At 73.5% G+C, this 15471-nt stretch carries 13 protein-coding genes; 7 read left to right on the plus strand and 6 right to left on the minus strand.

Annotated elements, in window-relative coordinates; genetic code table 11:
• Nucleotides 1-22: 22 nt before the first annotated feature.
• The 3 genes from AB0I49_RS00380 (at nucleotide 23) to AB0I49_RS00390 (ending at nucleotide 2567) form a co-directional block, all read left to right on the plus strand.
• Nucleotides 23-610: a DUF5998 family protein gene (locus AB0I49_RS00380; protein ID WP_363224472.1), complete on the plus strand. Its 588-nt coding sequence runs from the start codon at nucleotides 23-25 to the stop codon at nucleotides 608-610.
• The gene (locus tag AB0I49_RS00385) at nucleotides 610-1821 is read left to right on the plus strand and encodes a nucleotide pyrophosphatase/phosphodiesterase family protein (protein WP_363224473.1); all 1212 of its coding nucleotides are present in this window, start codon (nucleotides 610-612) and stop codon (nucleotides 1819-1821) included. The genes AB0I49_RS00380 and AB0I49_RS00385 overlap by 1 nt, the downstream gene beginning before the upstream one ends.
• A 65-nt stretch (nucleotides 1822-1886) precedes the next feature.
• Complete coding sequence (locus tag AB0I49_RS00390; protein ID WP_363224474.1) at nucleotides 1887-2567, plus strand: thymidine kinase; 681 nt, start codon at nucleotides 1887-1889, stop codon at nucleotides 2565-2567.
• A 30-nt stretch (nucleotides 2568-2597) separates the two neighbouring features.
• Here the strand turns inward: AB0I49_RS00390 and AB0I49_RS00395 are convergent, their stop codons facing one another.
• Entirely contained in the window at nucleotides 2598-3389 is a 792-nt protein-coding gene (locus AB0I49_RS00395) for a VOC family protein (protein ID WP_363224475.1), read from the minus strand.
• 273 nt (nucleotides 3390-3662) lie between these two features.
• On the opposite strand from AB0I49_RS00395, the gene AB0I49_RS00400 reads away from it, so the two are divergent.
• Nucleotides 3663-4499, plus strand: coding sequence for a sulfurtransferase (locus AB0I49_RS00400; RefSeq protein WP_363224476.1), 837 nt, complete (start codon nucleotides 3663-3665; stop codon nucleotides 4497-4499).
• A 323-nt stretch (nucleotides 4500-4822) separates the two neighbouring features.
• Here the strand turns inward: AB0I49_RS00400 and sepH are convergent, their stop codons facing one another.
• Nucleotides 4823-5893, minus strand: coding sequence for a septation protein SepH (sepH, locus tag AB0I49_RS00405; protein WP_363224477.1), 1071 nt, complete (start codon nucleotides 5891-5893; stop codon nucleotides 4823-4825).
• A 441-nt stretch (nucleotides 5894-6334) separates the two neighbouring features.
• Between sepH and AB0I49_RS00410 the strand changes: the two genes are divergently transcribed.
• Nucleotides 6335-7489: a hypothetical protein gene (locus AB0I49_RS00410; RefSeq protein ID WP_363224478.1), complete on the plus strand. Its 1155-nt coding sequence runs from the start codon at nucleotides 6335-6337 to the stop codon at nucleotides 7487-7489.
• 15 nt (nucleotides 7490-7504) lie between these two features.
• Here AB0I49_RS00410 and AB0I49_RS00415 read toward each other — a convergent pair whose 3' ends face one another.
• Together AB0I49_RS00415 and AB0I49_RS00420 are read right to left on the minus strand one after the other, a co-directional pair.
• A complete protein-coding gene (locus AB0I49_RS00415; protein ID WP_363224480.1) occupies nucleotides 7505-8812 on the minus strand; it encodes a D-arabinono-1,4-lactone oxidase in 1308 nt (435 codons plus the stop codon).
• Nucleotides 8694-10016, minus strand: a complete 1323-nt coding sequence (locus AB0I49_RS00420) for an MFS transporter (protein WP_363224481.1) — start codon at nucleotides 10014-10016, stop codon at nucleotides 8694-8696. The genes AB0I49_RS00415 and AB0I49_RS00420 overlap by 119 nt, the downstream gene beginning before the upstream one ends.
• Before the next feature lie 139 nt (nucleotides 10017-10155).
• Between AB0I49_RS00420 and AB0I49_RS00425 the strand changes: the two genes are divergently transcribed.
• The gene (locus tag AB0I49_RS00425) at nucleotides 10156-11274 is read left to right on the plus strand and encodes a ferrochelatase (RefSeq protein WP_363224482.1); all 1119 of its coding nucleotides are present in this window, start codon (nucleotides 10156-10158) and stop codon (nucleotides 11272-11274) included.
• Between the two features lie 51 nt (nucleotides 11275-11325).
• The gene (locus tag AB0I49_RS00430; protein WP_363224483.1) at nucleotides 11326-12129 is read left to right on the plus strand and encodes an inositol monophosphatase family protein; all 804 of its coding nucleotides are present in this window, start codon (nucleotides 11326-11328) and stop codon (nucleotides 12127-12129) included.
• 158 nt (nucleotides 12130-12287) lie between these two features.
• On the opposite strand, the gene AB0I49_RS00435 is transcribed toward AB0I49_RS00430, so the two are convergent.
• Nucleotides 12288-13748: an AlkA N-terminal domain-containing protein gene (locus tag AB0I49_RS00435; RefSeq protein WP_363224484.1), complete on the minus strand. Its 1461-nt coding sequence runs from the start codon at nucleotides 13746-13748 to the stop codon at nucleotides 12288-12290.
• Nucleotides 13741-15258 (minus strand): MFS transporter, encoded by a 1518-nt coding sequence (locus tag AB0I49_RS00440; RefSeq protein ID WP_363224485.1) that lies wholly within the window; start codon nucleotides 15256-15258, stop codon nucleotides 13741-13743. The genes AB0I49_RS00435 and AB0I49_RS00440 overlap by 8 nt, the downstream gene beginning before the upstream one ends.
• Between the last annotated feature and the right edge of the window lie 213 nt (nucleotides 15259-15471).

The following is a 15471-nucleotide window of genomic DNA, read 5'->3' on the forward strand; positions in this document are numbered from 1 at the left end:
ATACGCCCCGTAGGATGGGCGTATGGCGAAGACCGGTACGACGACCCAAGGGCTGCGCGCGGCGATCGAGCGCAGCGGCTACTACCCGGCCCTCGTGGCCGAGGCGGTGGAGGCCGCCGTGGGCGGTGAGCCGGTCGTGTCCTATCTGGTTCACCAGGAGACGACCTTCGACTCCAACGAGGTCCGCCGGCACGTCACGGTCCTCGTGCTGACCGGCACCCGCTTCATCGTGAGCCACACCGACGAGCAGGCGGCCGACGGCACCTCGCCGTCGCCGTACGCCACGACCTCCACCGAGTCCGTGAAGCTCGGCCGGATCTCCTCGGTGGTGCTCAGCCGCGTCGTGGCCAACCCCGAGTCGTACACCCCCGGCACCCTGCCCCGCGAGGTCGTGCTGACCATCGGCTGGGGCGCGGTCGCCCGCCTCGACCTGGAGCCCGCCGCCTGCGGCGACCCTAACTGCGAGGCCGACCACGGCTACACCGGCTCCTCCACCGCCGACGACCTGAGCCTGCGCGTCAGCGAGGCGGGGGACGGGCCCGACACCGTGCGCCAGACCCTGGCGTTCGCGCAGTCCCTGTCCGAGGCGACGGCGGCGACCGGCCGCTGATGACCGACTACGCCTCCGGTCCCGCCACGTCCTGGCAGGACCCGCACCCGCTCGACCCCCGTTCCGCCCCCCTCCCGCGCTACGGCGCGGGCGCCCTGTCCGACCTCCTGCCCGCCGTCGCCGCGGGCCTGGAGGTCCCCGGCATCACCTCCGGCCTCCACCTGGAGCCCGCCGACCGCGCCTGCGTGTTCCTGATCGACGGCCTCGGCTGGGAGCTGCTGACGGCCCACCCCGCCGAGGCCCCGTTCCTGCACTCGCTGCTGGGCAGCTCCATGAACGGCACCGGGCAGCCGATGACCGCGGGCTTCCCCGCCACCACGGCCGCTTCCCTGGCCTCCGTCGGCACCGGCCTGCCGCCCGGCGCACACGGCCTCCCCGGCTACACGGTCCGCGACCCGGCCACCGGTCAGTTGATGAACCAGCTGCGCTGGCAGCCCTGGACCGACCCGTACGTGTGGCAGCCGTACCCCACGGTCTTCCAGCTCGCCGACGCCGCGGGCGTGCACACCTGCCAGGTGTCCGCCCCCGACTTCCAGCACACCCCGCTGACCAAGATCGCGCTCAGCGGCGGGACCTTCCACGGCCGGCAGCTCGGCGAGGACCGCATGGACCTCTCCGCCGACCGGCTGGCGGCCGCCGACCGCTCGCTCGTCTACACCTACTACAGCGAGGTCGACGGGGCGGGCCACCGCTTCGGCGTCGACTCGGACGAATGGCGCGGCCAGCTGATGTACGTCGACCGGCTCGCCCAGCGCCTCGCCGAGCAGCTGCCGCCCCGCTCCGTCCTGTACGTCACCGCCGACCACGGCATGATCGACATCCCCTTCGACCCCGAGTCGCGCATCGACTTCGACGAGGACTGGGAGCTCGGCGCGGGCGTGGCGCTCCTCGGCGGCGAGGGCCGCTGCCGCCATGTGTACGCGGTGCCGGGCGCGGCCGGCGACGTGCTGGCCTGCTGGCGCGAGGTGCTCGGCGAGCAGATGTGGGTGGCGGGCCGCGACGAGGCGATCGAGGCGGGCTGGTTCGGGCGGCCCGGCGACGGCGTGGACGAGCGGGTGCGCGGCCGGATCGGCGATGTCGTCGCCGCCGCCCGCGACGACATCGCCATCGTGGCCTCGCGGACCGAGCCGAACGAGTCGAGGATGGTCGGCCTGCACGGCTCGATGACCCCCGTGGAGCAGTTCGTTCCGCTCCTCGAAGTACGCACCTGAACCTCTGTTCCCCCTCCCGCATCCCGCCCCACGCTCCCGCACGACCGAAAGGCCCCCGCCCCCTCATGTCCGAGCTGGTGTTCTTCAGCGGAACGATGGACTGCGGCAAAAGCACACTCGCTCTGCAGATCGAGCACAACCGCTCGGCCCGCGGCCTGCAAGGGATGATCTTCACCCGCGACGACCGGGCGGGGGAGGGCAAGCTCTCCTCCCGGCTCGGCCTCGTCACCGAGGCCGTCGAGGCCGCGGACGGCTTCGACTTCTACGCGTACGTCGTCGCCCACCTCTCCGCGGGCGGCCGGGCCGACTACGTCATCGCCGACGAGGCCCAGTTCCTCGCCCCCGACCAGATCGACCAGCTGGCCCGCGTCGTCGACGACCTCGCGCTCGACGTCTTCGCGTTCGGCATCACCACGGACTTCCGCACCAAGCTCTTCCCCGGCTCCCAGCGGCTCGTCGAACTCGCCGACCGGATAGAGGTCCTCCAGGTGGAGGCGCTCTGCTGGTGCGGGGCGCGGGCCACGCACAACGCCCGCACCGTGGCCGGCCAGATGGTCATCGAGGGCGCGCAGGTCGTCGTCGGCGACGTGGACGGGGCGCAGGACACCGTGGGGTACGAGGTGCTGTGCCGCCGCCACCACATCCGCCGGATGACGGCGGCGACCGCCGGGGCCGGGGCGCTCTCCCCGGACGTCCTGCCCGTGGACGCCGAGGCCCACCGGCCGTACGCGCCGCGGCCGGTCTGAGCCCGCGCCCGTACGGCCGCCCCCCCCCGCTCAGCCCGCCTTCGGCGCCGGTGTACTGCTGCGGAGCAGGCTGAAGACCGCGCCCTCCGGGTCCGCGACCGTGGCCAGCCGGCCCGGCGCGGCGTCGCGGGGCGGCGCCAGCACCTGCCCGCCCAGCTCGGTCACCAGGCCGGCCGCCGCGTCCGTGTCCGCCGTCTCGAAATACGTCATCCAGCGCGGCCCCTGGTCGCGTGGGAGCGCGTTGCCGACGCCGTGGATCGCGGCCGCGGGCGAACCGTTCACATTGAGGGTCAGATAGTCGAAGTCCGCCGCCACCACGGCCTCGGTCTCATAACCGAAGACGGACTCGTAGAACTTGGCGATCATCGTGGTCTCGCCGGTCAGCAGCTCGTGCCAGACCGGCGTGCCGGGCACGCCCGCGCCCTGCGTGCCGAGGTGGCGGCGCCCCTCCCAGACGCCGAACGTCGCGCCGGACGGGTCCATGGCGATCACCAGCCGCCCCTCCTCCTCCGCTTCGAGGGGACCGACGCCCACCGTGCCGCCGCAGCACCGGATCCGCTCGGCCGTGATGTCGGCGTCGTCGCTCGCGAGATACGTCGTCCACGAGACCGGGAGCTGCCGGCCCGGCGGCAGCTCGCCGATGCCGGCCACGGGCCGGCCGTTCAGCTCCGCGCGCACGTACGGACCGAGCTGCCCCGGGCCCGAGTGGTACGTCCAGCCGAACAGGCCGCTGTAGAACTCCTGCGTCGCCGCCAGGCTGTGCACCATGAGGCTGGTCCAGCATGGCGTTCCAGGGGTGCGCCGAGTCGTTTCCTCGGTCATCGTCACTCTCTCCTCGGACGATCGTGGTGGCCGTGTCACCCGGGCCGGTCGTCGGCGCGCGGGGTGGTACGGGGACGGGGCCAGTCCAGATGTTCGCACCGCCTGTCATGGTGTGCGCCCCGGCCGCGCCGGATTTGGCGGGTTCCCCCCGGAGCCTGCCCGAATCGGCATGTCGCATCCGTTTCGGCGCCGTTGCCGTCCGGTATCGGACCATCGCCGCCACGGACCGGAACGCCGGACACGGGCGCCGGTCGCTGCGCGAGGATGGTCCTTATGAATGCCATCATCACCGCATCCGAACTCGCGAGCGAGTTGGCGGCGGCCCGCCCGCCGGTTCTCCTGGACATCCGCTGGCAGCTCGGCGGCCCGCCCGGCCGTCCGGAGTACGAGGCCGGGCACCTCCCCGGCGCCGTCTACATCGACCTCGACAGCGAACTGGCGGGCCCGGCGGGGGAGCGGGGCCGCCACCCGCTGCCGGACGTCGCGGCCTTCGGCGCCGCGATGCGCCGCGCGGGGGTCCGCGCCGACCGGGCGGTGGTCGTCTACGACGGCGGCCAGGGGTGGGCGGCGGCCCGCGGCTGGTGGCTGCTGCGCTGGACGGGGCACACGGACGTACGCGTCCTGGACGGGGGCCTGGCGGCGTGGACGGCCTCCGGCGGGGCCCTCTCCACCGAGGCCACGGCCCCCGAGGCGGGCGACTTCGAGCCGGAGCCGGGGGCCGCGGGGCTGCTGGCGGCCGACGACGCGGCGGCGCTGGCCCGCCGGGGCGTCCTGCTCGACGCGCGGGCGGGGGAGCGCTACCGGGGCGAGGTCGAACCGATCGACCGGGTCGGCGGCCATATCCCCGGCGCGGTATCCGCGCCCACGACGGAGAACGTGGCCGAAAACGGCCGCTTCCGCCCGGCCCCCGACCTGGCGGCCCGCTTCGCGTCCCTCGGCGCGAACGGCGAAACCGAGGTCGGCGTCTACTGCGGCTCGGGCGTGTCGGGCGCCCACGAGGTCCTGGCCCTGGCGGTCGCGGGCATCCCGGCGGCGCTGTACGTCGGCTCCTGGAGCGAATGGTCCGCCGACACGGCCCGCCCGGTGGCCACGGGAGCGGAACCGGGCTGACGACGCCCGCGGTGAGCACGGGACCGCCCCACGATCGCTGCCCCTGGCTCGTACGGGCCGGGGGCAGCGAGATGGTGGGGCCGTACGAGCCGTGGCTGTACGAGCAGGGGCTGTACGGGCCGGAATTGGGTACGCGCGCCCGGCTGACCGGGCCCGCCCGAACCGGTCGACGCCCGCGGTACGTACGGGCCGGGGCGCACCTCACACCCCGCCGACCCAAACCCCTCGCCCGGGGCCCGAGCCCACCGGCACCACCGGCGGCCCAGCCGGACGGCCACAGGCGCAACGATTCCGCACCTGCCGATCCAAGGGGCGGTGGCCCGCTACTCCTGCTTTTTGCGGCGGGTGCCGAAGACGATCTCGTCCCAGCTCGGGACGGCGGCGCGCCGCCCCGGCCGTACGCCGTCGGCCTCGGCCTGCCGGTCCGTGGTGCCCGTGAGCCGGTCCCGGTGGCCCGCCACCGAGCGCGGCATCAGCACGTCCGCGTAGGCCGATCCGGCGCTGGCCGCCGGCGCGGGCGGTTCGGCCGCCTCCGGCTCCTCGTCGTCGGGCTCCTCCGACGTGTCGCCGGTGGGCTGCTCCGGCACGATCATGTCGCCCCGGAAACTGGGCACGGCTTCCAGGAGGCTCGTCAGGGAGTCGCGCTCCCGCGGCGCGTCCTCGGTGGGCGGCTCCGGCTCGGGCTCGGCGGCGGACGACGGCGACTGCCGGTCCAGCGCGCGGTCGAGCGGCCGGTCCCGCGGCAGCCGGGCGATGCGCGGCACGAAGGGGAAGCTCGGCTCGGGCGTGTCGTCGCTCTCGCCGATCAGGACGCGGGCCTCGTCGTCCATGGCCTGGACGATCCGCCGGGGCGGGTCGTACGTCCAGCTCGCCGAGCGCATCTCGCCCGCGACGCGGTAGACGAGGAGCACCTCCCAGGTGCCGTCCTCGCGCCGCCAGGAGTCCCACTGGGCGGTGTCCTTCTCGGCGCCACGCAGCAGCAGGCGCTCCGCGACGGCCTCGCCGAGCTGCGGACCGGTGTTCTCGCCGGGGCGCCGCACGGGCGTCTTGCGGGCCCGCTCGGCCATGAAGGCGCGCTCGGCGAGCACGGGGCCCTCGAAGCGGCGGACGCGGTCGACGGGGATGCCCGCCATCTGCGCGACTTCCTCGGCGGAGGCTCCGGCCCGTATCCGGGCCTGGATGTCGCGCGGGCGGAGGTGGCTCTCCACCTCGATCTCGATCTGGCCGAGGCGGGCGCGGTCGTTGCGCACGGCGGCGCGCAGCCGCTCATCGATCGGAAGCGTGTACTCCGTGCTGTCCGCAGCCTTGAGCACCAGCCGTGTGCCGTCGTTTGAGACGGCCACGACACGCAGTTCGGGCATGGGGACCTCCCGGGTGGTGCCTGCCGACGTCACGTGCGTCGCTGCTTCCGCTAGTCGAGTGTGGCCTGCCCGGGTGCAGCCTGCCACAACATTGCCGAGTTGACCGGCGTGTCGGGTCGGGGACCCGATTCGCCGTTATGCCACGGTTACCGGTTCGCCACTCTCGGTGACCGTGCCATTCGCCCTGTACAGCCCGCTTCCCGTGCCGGATGTCGTCCTCCGGAGGAGGGCCTTCCGGGGCCCTCTCCCGTGAGTCCGGGCAGCCGGACGGGATACCGGGCCAGGGCTCGCCACAGTACTCCATTCGGGCCACCTGGGTGGATCGGCGCGCCATGGAACCTCTCGCGGGGCAAGGGAGTTGATCGCGCGCCTGTTCACCCCTGGGGGCGAGGTGAGTGGCGAGGTTCACACAATCACCTAAATCGGAACTGATCGCATCGCCCATAAGTCCCTTCTCTGTGCAGGGTGGAGTGAATGGGCAAGCAGAGGCTGGAGATGCAAGTAAAGGACGAAAGCGAGGAAAAACCGCAGAGTAAGCGGCTGGATCTCAGCATCGCCCAGGTGGCCGGCAGTGGACTGGCCGCCGTGATCGCCGCGCTCCTCGCGGGCAAGCTCGGCGTCTACGGAACGATCATCGGTGCGGGCGTGGTGAGTGTCGTGGCCACCACAGGCGGCACGATTTTTCAGCACCTCTTCCGGCGAACGGGTGAACAGATCCGTGATGTGACGGTCCTGGCGAAGCCGAAGGCGCGCCAAGTCCCCGTCGCGGACACGGACAGTGACCACTGGTCTCGCGGCGCGGCCGGGGACGAGCAGGCGACGACCATGCTCCCCGCGGTCGGGCAGGAGCAGGGACAGGACCGGGGCGACGACGCCGACCCGGACCGTACGCAACTCCTCAAGCAGGCCGAGGCCACCCAGATGCTGCCGCGCGTCGAGGCGACGCAGATGCTCCCGCGCGCCGAGGACTCCACGCGGCTGCTGCGGCAGGCTCAGGGCGGCGACCCGGCGTCCGGCCCCGCGGCCGGGTCCGAGGAGTTCACCTCGGCCACCACGCACGGCACCCGGCTGCGACGCTGGAAGAGCCCGCTGCTCCACGCGATCTTGATCTTCGTGCTCGCGATGGTCACCGTCACCGTCGTCGAACTGGCCACGGGCTCCACGCCCGACGGCAAGAGCGGCACCACCTTCCAGCAGCTCTTCCGCTCGAACGACTCCGGGAACCACGCCCCGGTCACGCCCTCCGGAACCCCCGGCACCGGCCACTCCTCCGAAGGCGGCACCTCCGGCGACGGCTCGACGCAGTCCCCGGGCGCCGACCAGTCCGGCGGCGGCAGCGGCAGCGGCGACAAGCCGTCGCCGCACTCGACGCCCTCGAACCCGGCGGGCGGCGACGGCTCGACGCCCACGCAGCAGCCGACCCCCACCCCCTCCCAGTCGCAGGGCGGCTCGGACCAGGGCGGCGCGGACGGCGGCACGGGCTCCGGCAAGGACAAGGACAAGGGCAAGGGCGGCGGCCAGACCGACGGCAAGCCCGGCAGCGGGAACCAGAACCCCGACCCCGGCGCGCAGCAGAACGACGCCGCCGCGGCCGGCGCCCAGGGCGCCGGCTCGGGCTCGGACTCGTAGCGCCCGGCCGCCGGCTCAGGCCCCCAGCACCCTCCGCAGGTAGTCGTTGCCGAACAGGCGGTGCGGGTCCAGCCGGTCCCGCACCGCCGTGAACTCGCCGAAGCGCGGATAGACCCCGGCCAGATACGCGGCGTCGCGGCTGTGCAGCTTCCCCCAGTGCGGTCGCCCGCCGTGCGCCGTCATGATCTGCTCGGCCGCGGAGAAGTAGGCGTGGTGCGGGGTGCCCCGGTACTGGTGTACCGCGATGTAGGCGGTCTCACGGCCGTACGCGGTGGAGAGCGGGATGTCGTCGGCGGGAGCGGTCCGTACCTCCACCGGAAAGCTGATCCGCAGGTTCGACCGCTCGACCATCGCCTTCAGCTCGCGCAGCGCCGCCACGGCCGCCTCGCGCGGCAGCGCGTACTCCATCTCCACGAAGCGGACCCGGCGGGGGCTGGTGAAGACCTTGTACGGGATGTCGGTGTACGTACGGGCCGACAGCGCGCGACTGGAGATCCTGGCGATGGCCGGTATGGTCGCCGGCGCCGCCCGGCCCAGCGCGCAGACGGCCTGGAAGAGGCCGTTGGAGAGGAACTCGTCCTCGATCCAGGCGCTCAGCGGCGAGGGCGGCGCGGCCGGGCCCGGACTGCGGTTGTTGCGTTTGGTGTTGCAGTTGGCGGTGTGCGGGAACCAGTAGAACTCGAAGTGCTCGTTCTCGGCCACGAACTGCTCGAACTCGGCCGTGACCCGGTCGAAGGGCATCGGCTCCTCGCGGGCCGTGAGCCAGAACTCCGGCTCCACGGCGAAGGTGACGGACGTGATCACCCCGAGCGCGCCGAGGCCGAGCCGGGCCGCCGCGAACACCTCCGGGTTCTCCTTTTCGGAGCACGTCAGCACCGAGCCGTCCGCCGTCACCAGCTCAAGGCCCGTGATCTGGGCGGCGATCGAGGCGGAGTCCCGGCCGGTGCCGTGCGTGCCGGTGCCGGCCGCGCCGGAGACCGTCTGCTCCGTGATGTCGCCCATGTTGGCCAGCGACAGCCCGTGCGCGCCGAGCGTTTCGTTGAGGCGCTTGAGCGGGGTGCCCGCCGCGACCGTCACGGTCCCGGCCGTACGGTCGATCTTCCGGACGCCGGTGAGGCGTTCGGGCCGGATGAGGAGGCCGTCGGTGGCCGCCGCGGCGGTGAAGGAGTGGCCCGTGCCCGCCGCCTTCACCCGCAGCCCGTCCTCAGCCGCCCTGCGGACCGCCGCCGCCAGCTCCTCCGCGCTGGAGGGCGTCACGGTCCTCGCGGGCCGGACCACGACGTTCCCCGCCCAGTTCCGCCACGCGCTGCTCGTCTCGGTCATGTGCGCCAGACCCCTCCCGATGCGGCGCCGGCCGCAGCCGGCGGTACCCGAGGAACGCGACCGCGGCCGCGAGCGCACCCGCCACGCCGGACACCGCGTACCCCGCCGCGGGCCCGGACGCGTCCACCACCCAGCCGGCGGCCGACGAGCCGAGCGCGAATCCGACCGCGAGCCCGGTGCTCGTCCACGTCATGCCCTCGGTCAGCTTCGCGCGCGGTACATGCTGCTCGACGAGGGCCATGGTGGTCACCATCGTCGGCGCGATGGACAGGCCCGCGACAAAGAGCGCCACGGCCAGGAACGGCAGGTTCCCGACCAGTTGGAGGGGGATCATACTCACGGCCATCGCACACACGCCCAGCAGCCAGCGGCGGTACGGCGCGCTCTTGAACCGCAGCAGCCCGTAGACCGCGCCGGCCAGACAGGACCCCAGCGCGCACACCGCCAGCACCAGGCTGGCGGCGGACTTGTGGCCCTGGTCGTCGGCGAACGCCACCGTCACCACGTCGAGCGACCCGAAGATCACCCCTGTCGCCACGAACGTCGCCACCAGCACCTGGAGCCCCGGGGAGCGCAGCGCGGAGCCCCCGGAGTGCTCACCGCGCGGGTGCGGTACGGGCTCCGTGGCGCGCTGCGCGGTCAGCGCGAAGACCCCGCCGATCAGGAAGCAGCCCGCCAGCAGCGGCCCCGCCTCCGGGAACCAGGAGGTGGACAGGCCGATGGAGATGATCGGCCCGAAGATGAAGCACACCTCGTCGATCACGGACTCGGCGCTGTAGGCGGTGTGCAGCAGATGCGGCGAGTCCCCGTATATCGCGGCCCAGCGGGCCCGGACCATCGCGCCGACGCTCGGCACGCAGCCGACGCCCGCCGAGAAGACGAACAGCGTCCAGTCCGGCCACCGCTGCTGCGTGCTCACCAGCAGCCCCGCGAGGGCCGCCGTCGTGATGAGCGTCGCGGGGCGCAGCACCCGGCGCTGCCCGTGCCGGTCCACGAGCCGGGATATCTGGGGCCCCGCCACCGCGTCGGCGACCGCGACCGTCGCGGAGAGCGCGCCGGCCAGCCCGTAGCGGCCGGTGAGCTGGGAGACCATTGTGACGATGCCGATGCTCATCATCGACAGCGTCATCCGGCCGAAGAAGCCGGCGGTCGAGAAACCCTTCGCGCCGGGGGCGGCGAATATCGCGCGGTAGGGACTGGGCAAGGGGTGGACTCCACCGGTAAGGGATGTTCGTGGCCGGTACAGGTTACGGGTGGCCGCCATCCGCCGCACCGGTATTTTCCGCCTGCCGGCAGGGGGTGGCAGGGTCGGACTGTCAGTGGGGGGTGGCAGGATCGGACGTATGTCGGATCAGCCAGCCCCCGCCCCGTATGACGCCCTCCTCCTGCTCTCCTTCGGCGGACCGGAAGGCCCGGACGACGTGGTGCCGTTCCTGGAGAACGTCACCCGCGGCCGTGGCATCCCCCGCGAGCGGCTCAAAGAGGTCGGGCAGCACTACTTCCTCTTCGGCGGCGTCAGCCCGATCAACGCGCAGAACCGCGAGCTGCTCCAGGCGCTCCGCAAGGACTTCGCGGAGCACGGCCTGGACCTCCCGGTCTACTGGGGCAACCGCAACTGGGCGCCGTATCTGACCGACACCCTCCGGGAGCTGGCGGCCGACGGCCACCGCCGCGTCCTCACCCTGGCCACCAGCGCGTACGCCTCGTACTCCGGCTGCCGCCAGTACCGCGAGAACCTCGCCGAGTCGCTCGCCGCGCTGGAGACCGAGGGCGTCGAGCCGCCGCGCGTGGACAAGCTGCGGCACTACTTCAACCACCCCGGCTTCGTACGGCCCATGGTCGACGCGACCCTCGCCGCCCTCGCCGAGCTCCCCGAGGGGCTGCGGGCCGGGGCGCACCTGGCCTTCACCACGCACTCCATCCCGACCGCCGCCGCCGACACCTCCGGCCCCGTGCCCGCCCACGGCGACGGCGGGGCGTACGTCGCCGAGCACCTCGACGTCGCCCGCCTCATCGCCGACGCGGTCCGCGAGGAGACCGGCGCCGACCACCCCTGGCAGCTCGTCTACCAGTCCCGCAGCGGCGCCCCGCACATCCCCTGGCTGGAGCCCGACATCTGCGACCACCTGGAGGCCCTGCACGCCGAGGGCGCGCCGGCCGCCGTGATGGTCCCCATCGGCTTCGTCTCGGACCACATGGAGGTCAAGTACGACCTCGACACCGAGGCCGCCGCGAAGGCCCGGGAGCTGGGCCTGCCCGTCGCCCGCGCCGCCACGGTCGGCGCGGACCCGCGCTTCGCCGCGGCCGTGCGGGACCTGGTCCTGGAGCGGGCGGCGACCGAGCGCGGCGCCGCGCCGCAGCGCTGCGCGCTGGGCGCGCTCGGCCCCAGCCACGACGTCTGCCCGGTGGGCTGCTGCCCCGCGCGGACCCCGCGCCCGGCCGCCGCGGGCGCCGCCGAGTGACCGGCGCGCCCCTTCGGTGTACGCCGCCGCCCCACACGATCTAGGAGAGCCGTGACCGACCGCCCCCTCAAGGACGAGCTCCTCGCCGTCGCGCTCGAAGCGGCCCGCCGCGCCGGCGAGCTGCTGCGCGACGGCCGCCCCGCCGACCTCGGCGTGGCCGCCACCAAGACCAGCCCCATCGACGTCGTCACCGAGATGGACATCGCCGCCGAGAAGCTGATCACCGACTTCCTCGCCGAGACGCGCCCGGACGACGGGCTGCTGGGCGAGGAGGGCGCCAGCACGACGGGCAGCAGCGGCGTGCGCTGGGTCATCGACCCGATCGACGGCACCGTGAACTACCTCTACGGCCTGCCCTCCTGGTCGGTCTCCATCGCCGCCGAGCTGCACGGCGAGGCGGTGGTCGGCGTCGTCGCGGCCCCGATGCGCGGCGAGACCTACCACGCGGTCCTCGGCGAGGGCGCGTACGCCGGCGAGGACCGGGTGCGCTGCAACCCCGCCCCCGCCTTCGAACAGGCCCTGATCGGCACCGGCTTCGGCTACCTCACCGAGCGCCGGGCGGCCCAGGCCGAGGTGGTCCGCGCCCTGCTGCCGCGCGTGCGCGACATCCGGCGCGCCGGCTCGGCCGCCATCGACCTGTGCGACGTGGCCTGCGGCCGCCTCGACGGCTATTACGAGCGCGGCCTCAACCCCTGGGACTTCGCGGCCGGCGCCCTCATAGCCCGCGAAGCCGGCGCCCGCACCGGCGGCCGCCCCGGCGACCCCCTCTCCGGAGAACTCGCCGTCACCGCCCCACCCGGCCTCTTCGAGCCCCTCCAGGAGCTCCTGGACAACCTCGGCGCCTGGCACGACTGACCCTGCCACCCGCCCGGCCCGCCCTGTACACCCTGTACGAGCCGTACGGCCCCCCTCACGCCCCCGGCAACCCGGCCGCCCCCCTCCGGGACAGGCCAGGCCCGCCAGGACGGCGTGGGGCCGTATGGCGGCCCGTACGGAACGGTCCGGCCGAGGGCTCAGCCGTCCGCCCCGGCCGTTTCGACGCTCGACCACAGGTGTACGAGTGCGTACGACCGCCAAGGACGCCAGCGCTCGGCCAGCCGGGCCGCTCCCGCCGCGTCGACGGCCCGGCCGAGCCGCGTGAGGGCGGCACGTGCCGTCCGGTCCCCAGCCAGGAAGACGTCCGGGTCGCGGAGCCCGTGCAGCGCGACGTACCCGGCGGCCCGGCAGCCGATGCCCGGCAGCCGCAGCAACTGCCGCTCCGCCTCGGCCCGGTCCGCGCCGTCTCCGAGGACGAGGGCGCCGGAGGCCAATCCCGTCGCGGCGGCGCGTATCGCCGAGGCCCGGCGGGGCGGCAGCAGGGCGGCGAGATCCGCCTCGGCGAGCGTTTCCGGGCTCGGGAACAGATGCGTGACACCGCCCGTCGGCGACCGCAGCGGCGTGCCGCAATGCCGCACCAGCCGGGCCAGCGCCGCCGTCGTGGCGGGGGAGCGGGGCCCCAGCAGGGCCCTGACCATGAGCTCCGGACCGTCGGCCCGTCCCGGAACGCGCAGTCCCGGGTTGCCGCGTACCAGCGGCGCGATCACCTCGTCCCGCGCCAGCAGCTCCGAGACGGCCACCGGGTCGGCGTCCAGGTCGAGCAGCCGCCTGCACCGGTGGATGGCCGCCGCCAGGTCCCGGATGTCCTGGAGCCGGAACTCGGCGCGGACGTGGTCGCCGACCGGCGTCAGGGCGACCGTCCCCGCGCCCCGAGGCAGCGACAGGCTTCTGCGGTACGTGCTCAGCGCTCCGGCCTCGATCACCTCCTCGACGCCCGGCACGGCATGTGCGGCGAAGAACCGCAGGAGCCCCGGCCCGTCGAAGGGTTCACGGACCGACAGGCGCACCGTGACCGCCCCTGTGGTGTCCGCGCTTCCGCCGCTCCCGCGCCGCAGAGCCGTCGGGGACGTGCCGAAGACGGTGCGCATCGTGTCGTTGAACTGGCGGAGGCTGGAGAAGCCGGCGGCCGTCGCCACGTCCGTGACCCGCAACCCGGTCGTCTCCAGCAGCACTCGCGCCGTCTGGGCGCGCCGGGCCCGCGCCAGCCCCTGCGGCCCGACGCCGATCTCCGCGACGAGCTGCCGGTGCAGGTGGCGCGCCGTGTAGCCGAGTCTCTCGGCCAGTCCCGACACGCCGTCCCGGTCGACGACGCCGTCGCCGATCAGCCGCATGGCGCGGCCGACCACGTCGGCCCGTACGTCCCACTCCGGCGACCCCGGACTCGCGTCCGGGTTGCACCGCTTGCAGGCCCGGTACCCCGCGCCCTGGGCGGCGGCCGAACTCCCGTAGAAGCAGACGTTCTCCCTTTTGGGGCAGCCGGGGCAGCTCGGCCGGCAGTAGACCCCCGTCGTCCTGACGGCCGAGTAGAAGACGCCGTCGAACCGTGTGTCGCGGCTCAAGGTGGCACGCCAGCACCGCTCGAAGTCGAGATCACGCATCGCGGCCCGCCTCCCGCCCGAGGGCCGGCCGGATCAGCAGCCGGGTGGCCGCCGCACCCAGGAAGGCCACGACGGCGCTCACCATGAAGGCGGTGTGCAACCCGGTCTCGTAGGCGGAGTCCGCCGCCGCGTGGAAGGCGTGCCGCGCGGTCGGCGGCAGGGACGCCGTGGCGCCGCGGATGTCCCCGATGGCGACTCCGGTAGCCAGTTCCGTAAGCCGTTCGCGGACGCCCGCGATATGGCCGGCGTGCGCTGCCAGCTGGTGCGAGACGACAGCGGCCAACAGTGCCCCCATGCCGCCGAACGCCGCTGTCATGCCGACGATCCGCGCCGTGGAGTTGATGCCCGAGGCCATGCCGGAGCGCGCGGCGGGCACGAGGCCGATGGCTACGTTGCTCATCTCCCCGTTGACGAGCCCGGTCCCCAGTCCGCCGAGGAGCCCGCCGGCCGCGTACTCCGGCCAGCCGCTGCCGAGCGGGGCGAGCGCGAGCAGGGCGGCCCCGAGCCCGACGAGGAGCTGTCCGAGGCCGAGGAGGGCCCCGGAGGACAGCAGACGGGCCAGCCGCGCGCCCAGCGGGCCCGCGCCGAACAGCGGCACGGCGAAGGGCAGCATGGCGAGCCCGGCCTGCAGCGGGCTGTAACCGAGAACGCCCTGGAAATACAGCGGCGTGGTCAGGAAAAGCCCCCAGAATCCAAAACTGAGAACCACGGGAACGATGCAGACGCCGACGAATCCGGGGTTCGTGAACAGCCTGAGGTCGATCAGCGGATAGCGCTTCCGCAACTCCACGCGGACGAATGCGGCCAGCAGCACGGCGGAGAGCGCCAGGGCCGCCACCGTGACGGGACTCGACCACCCGGCCCGGGGCGCCGTGACCACGGCGTACACGAGCAGCAGCATCGCGCCGCTGAAGAGGACCAGGCCCGCCAGGTCCAGGCGCGTGGCCTCCGGGTCCCTGGACTCCCTGGTGCGCAGCAGGCCCAGTACGAGCATGGCGGCGCCGACGGGCACGTTGATGAGAAACGCCCACCGCCACCCGCCGAGCCCGACCGCCAGCCCGCCGACGAAGGTCCCCAGCGCCGCGCCCAGCCCCGAGGCGACCCCGAACACCGCGAAGGCGGTCGTACGGCGTCGCCCGGTGAACTCCTGCACCAGCAGTGCCAGCGCCGAACTGAACATCGCGGCGGCGCCGACCCCCTGCACGACCCGCCCGAGAGTGAGCCAGAGGATCGAGGGCGCTGCCCCGGCGAGGAGCGAACCGGCGGTGAACAGCGAGAGCCCCGACAGGAATACCTTTCGGCGGCCGAGGAGATCGGCGAGCCCGCCGCCCGCCATCAGCAGGGCCGCGAAGGTCATGGTGTAGCCGTTGACGATCCATTGCTGTTCGCTGAATGTCGCATGGAATTCTTTTTGGATATCCCGGAGGGCGACGGATACGACAGTGAAGTCGAGGGGTAGCAGGAAAGTGCTGACGCTGCTCACTATCAGAGTGGCGGTCGCATAGTTCATGCGAGGCCATTTCTTCATGATATAGGGGCAAATGGATGGTTGTTGTTCACCGGTCCACCCTTGCAGCGGAGCGGCGCCCCGTGCTGGCGGGCATCGGACGTGCTCGATCGGACGTGCTGAAGCGAGAACCCGGGCCCGGCAACACGAAGCGCCCCCGCACCAGGATTCGGTGCGGAGGCGCTTCGCTGCGTGGGTGGTGCCGTTCGGGTCGGG

The organism is Streptomyces sp. NPDC050617, assembly GCF_040654795.1.
Classification (GTDB): domain Bacteria; phylum Actinomycetota; class Actinomycetes; order Streptomycetales; family Streptomycetaceae; genus Streptomyces.

Bases quoted from the DNA above. Each gene is read 5' to 3' on its own strand.
- AB0I49_RS00435 (WP_363224484.1), bottom strand. From the start codon at position 13,748: ATGCGTGATCTCGACTTCGAGCGGTGCTGGCGTGCCACCTTGAGCCGC.
- AB0I49_RS00395 (WP_363224475.1), bottom strand. From the start codon at position 3,389: ATGACCGAGGAAACGACTCGGCGCACCCCTGGAACGCCATGCTGGACC.
- AB0I49_RS00425 (WP_363224482.1), top strand. From the start codon at position 10,156: ATGTCGGATCAGCCAGCCCCCGCCCCGTATGACGCCCTCCTCCTGCTC.
- AB0I49_RS00390 (WP_363224474.1), top strand. From the start codon at position 1,887: ATGTCCGAGCTGGTGTTCTTCAGCGGAACGATGGACTGCGGCAAAAGC.
- AB0I49_RS00415 (WP_363224480.1), bottom strand. From the start codon at position 8,812: ATGACCGAGACGAGCAGCGCGTGGCGGAACTGGGCGGGGAACGTCGTG.
- AB0I49_RS00410 (WP_363224478.1), top strand. From the start codon at position 6,335: ATGGGCAAGCAGAGGCTGGAGATGCAAGTAAAGGACGAAAGCGAGGAA.
- AB0I49_RS00380 (WP_363224472.1), top strand. From the start codon at position 23: ATGGCGAAGACCGGTACGACGACCCAAGGGCTGCGCGCGGCGATCGAG.
- AB0I49_RS00400 (WP_363224476.1), top strand. From the start codon at position 3,663: ATGAATGCCATCATCACCGCATCCGAACTCGCGAGCGAGTTGGCGGCG.
- AB0I49_RS00385 (WP_363224473.1), top strand. From the start codon at position 610: ATGACCGACTACGCCTCCGGTCCCGCCACGTCCTGGCAGGACCCGCAC.
- AB0I49_RS00440 (WP_363224485.1), bottom strand. From the start codon at position 15,258: ATGAACTATGCGACCGCCACTCTGATAGTGAGCAGCGTCAGCACTTTC.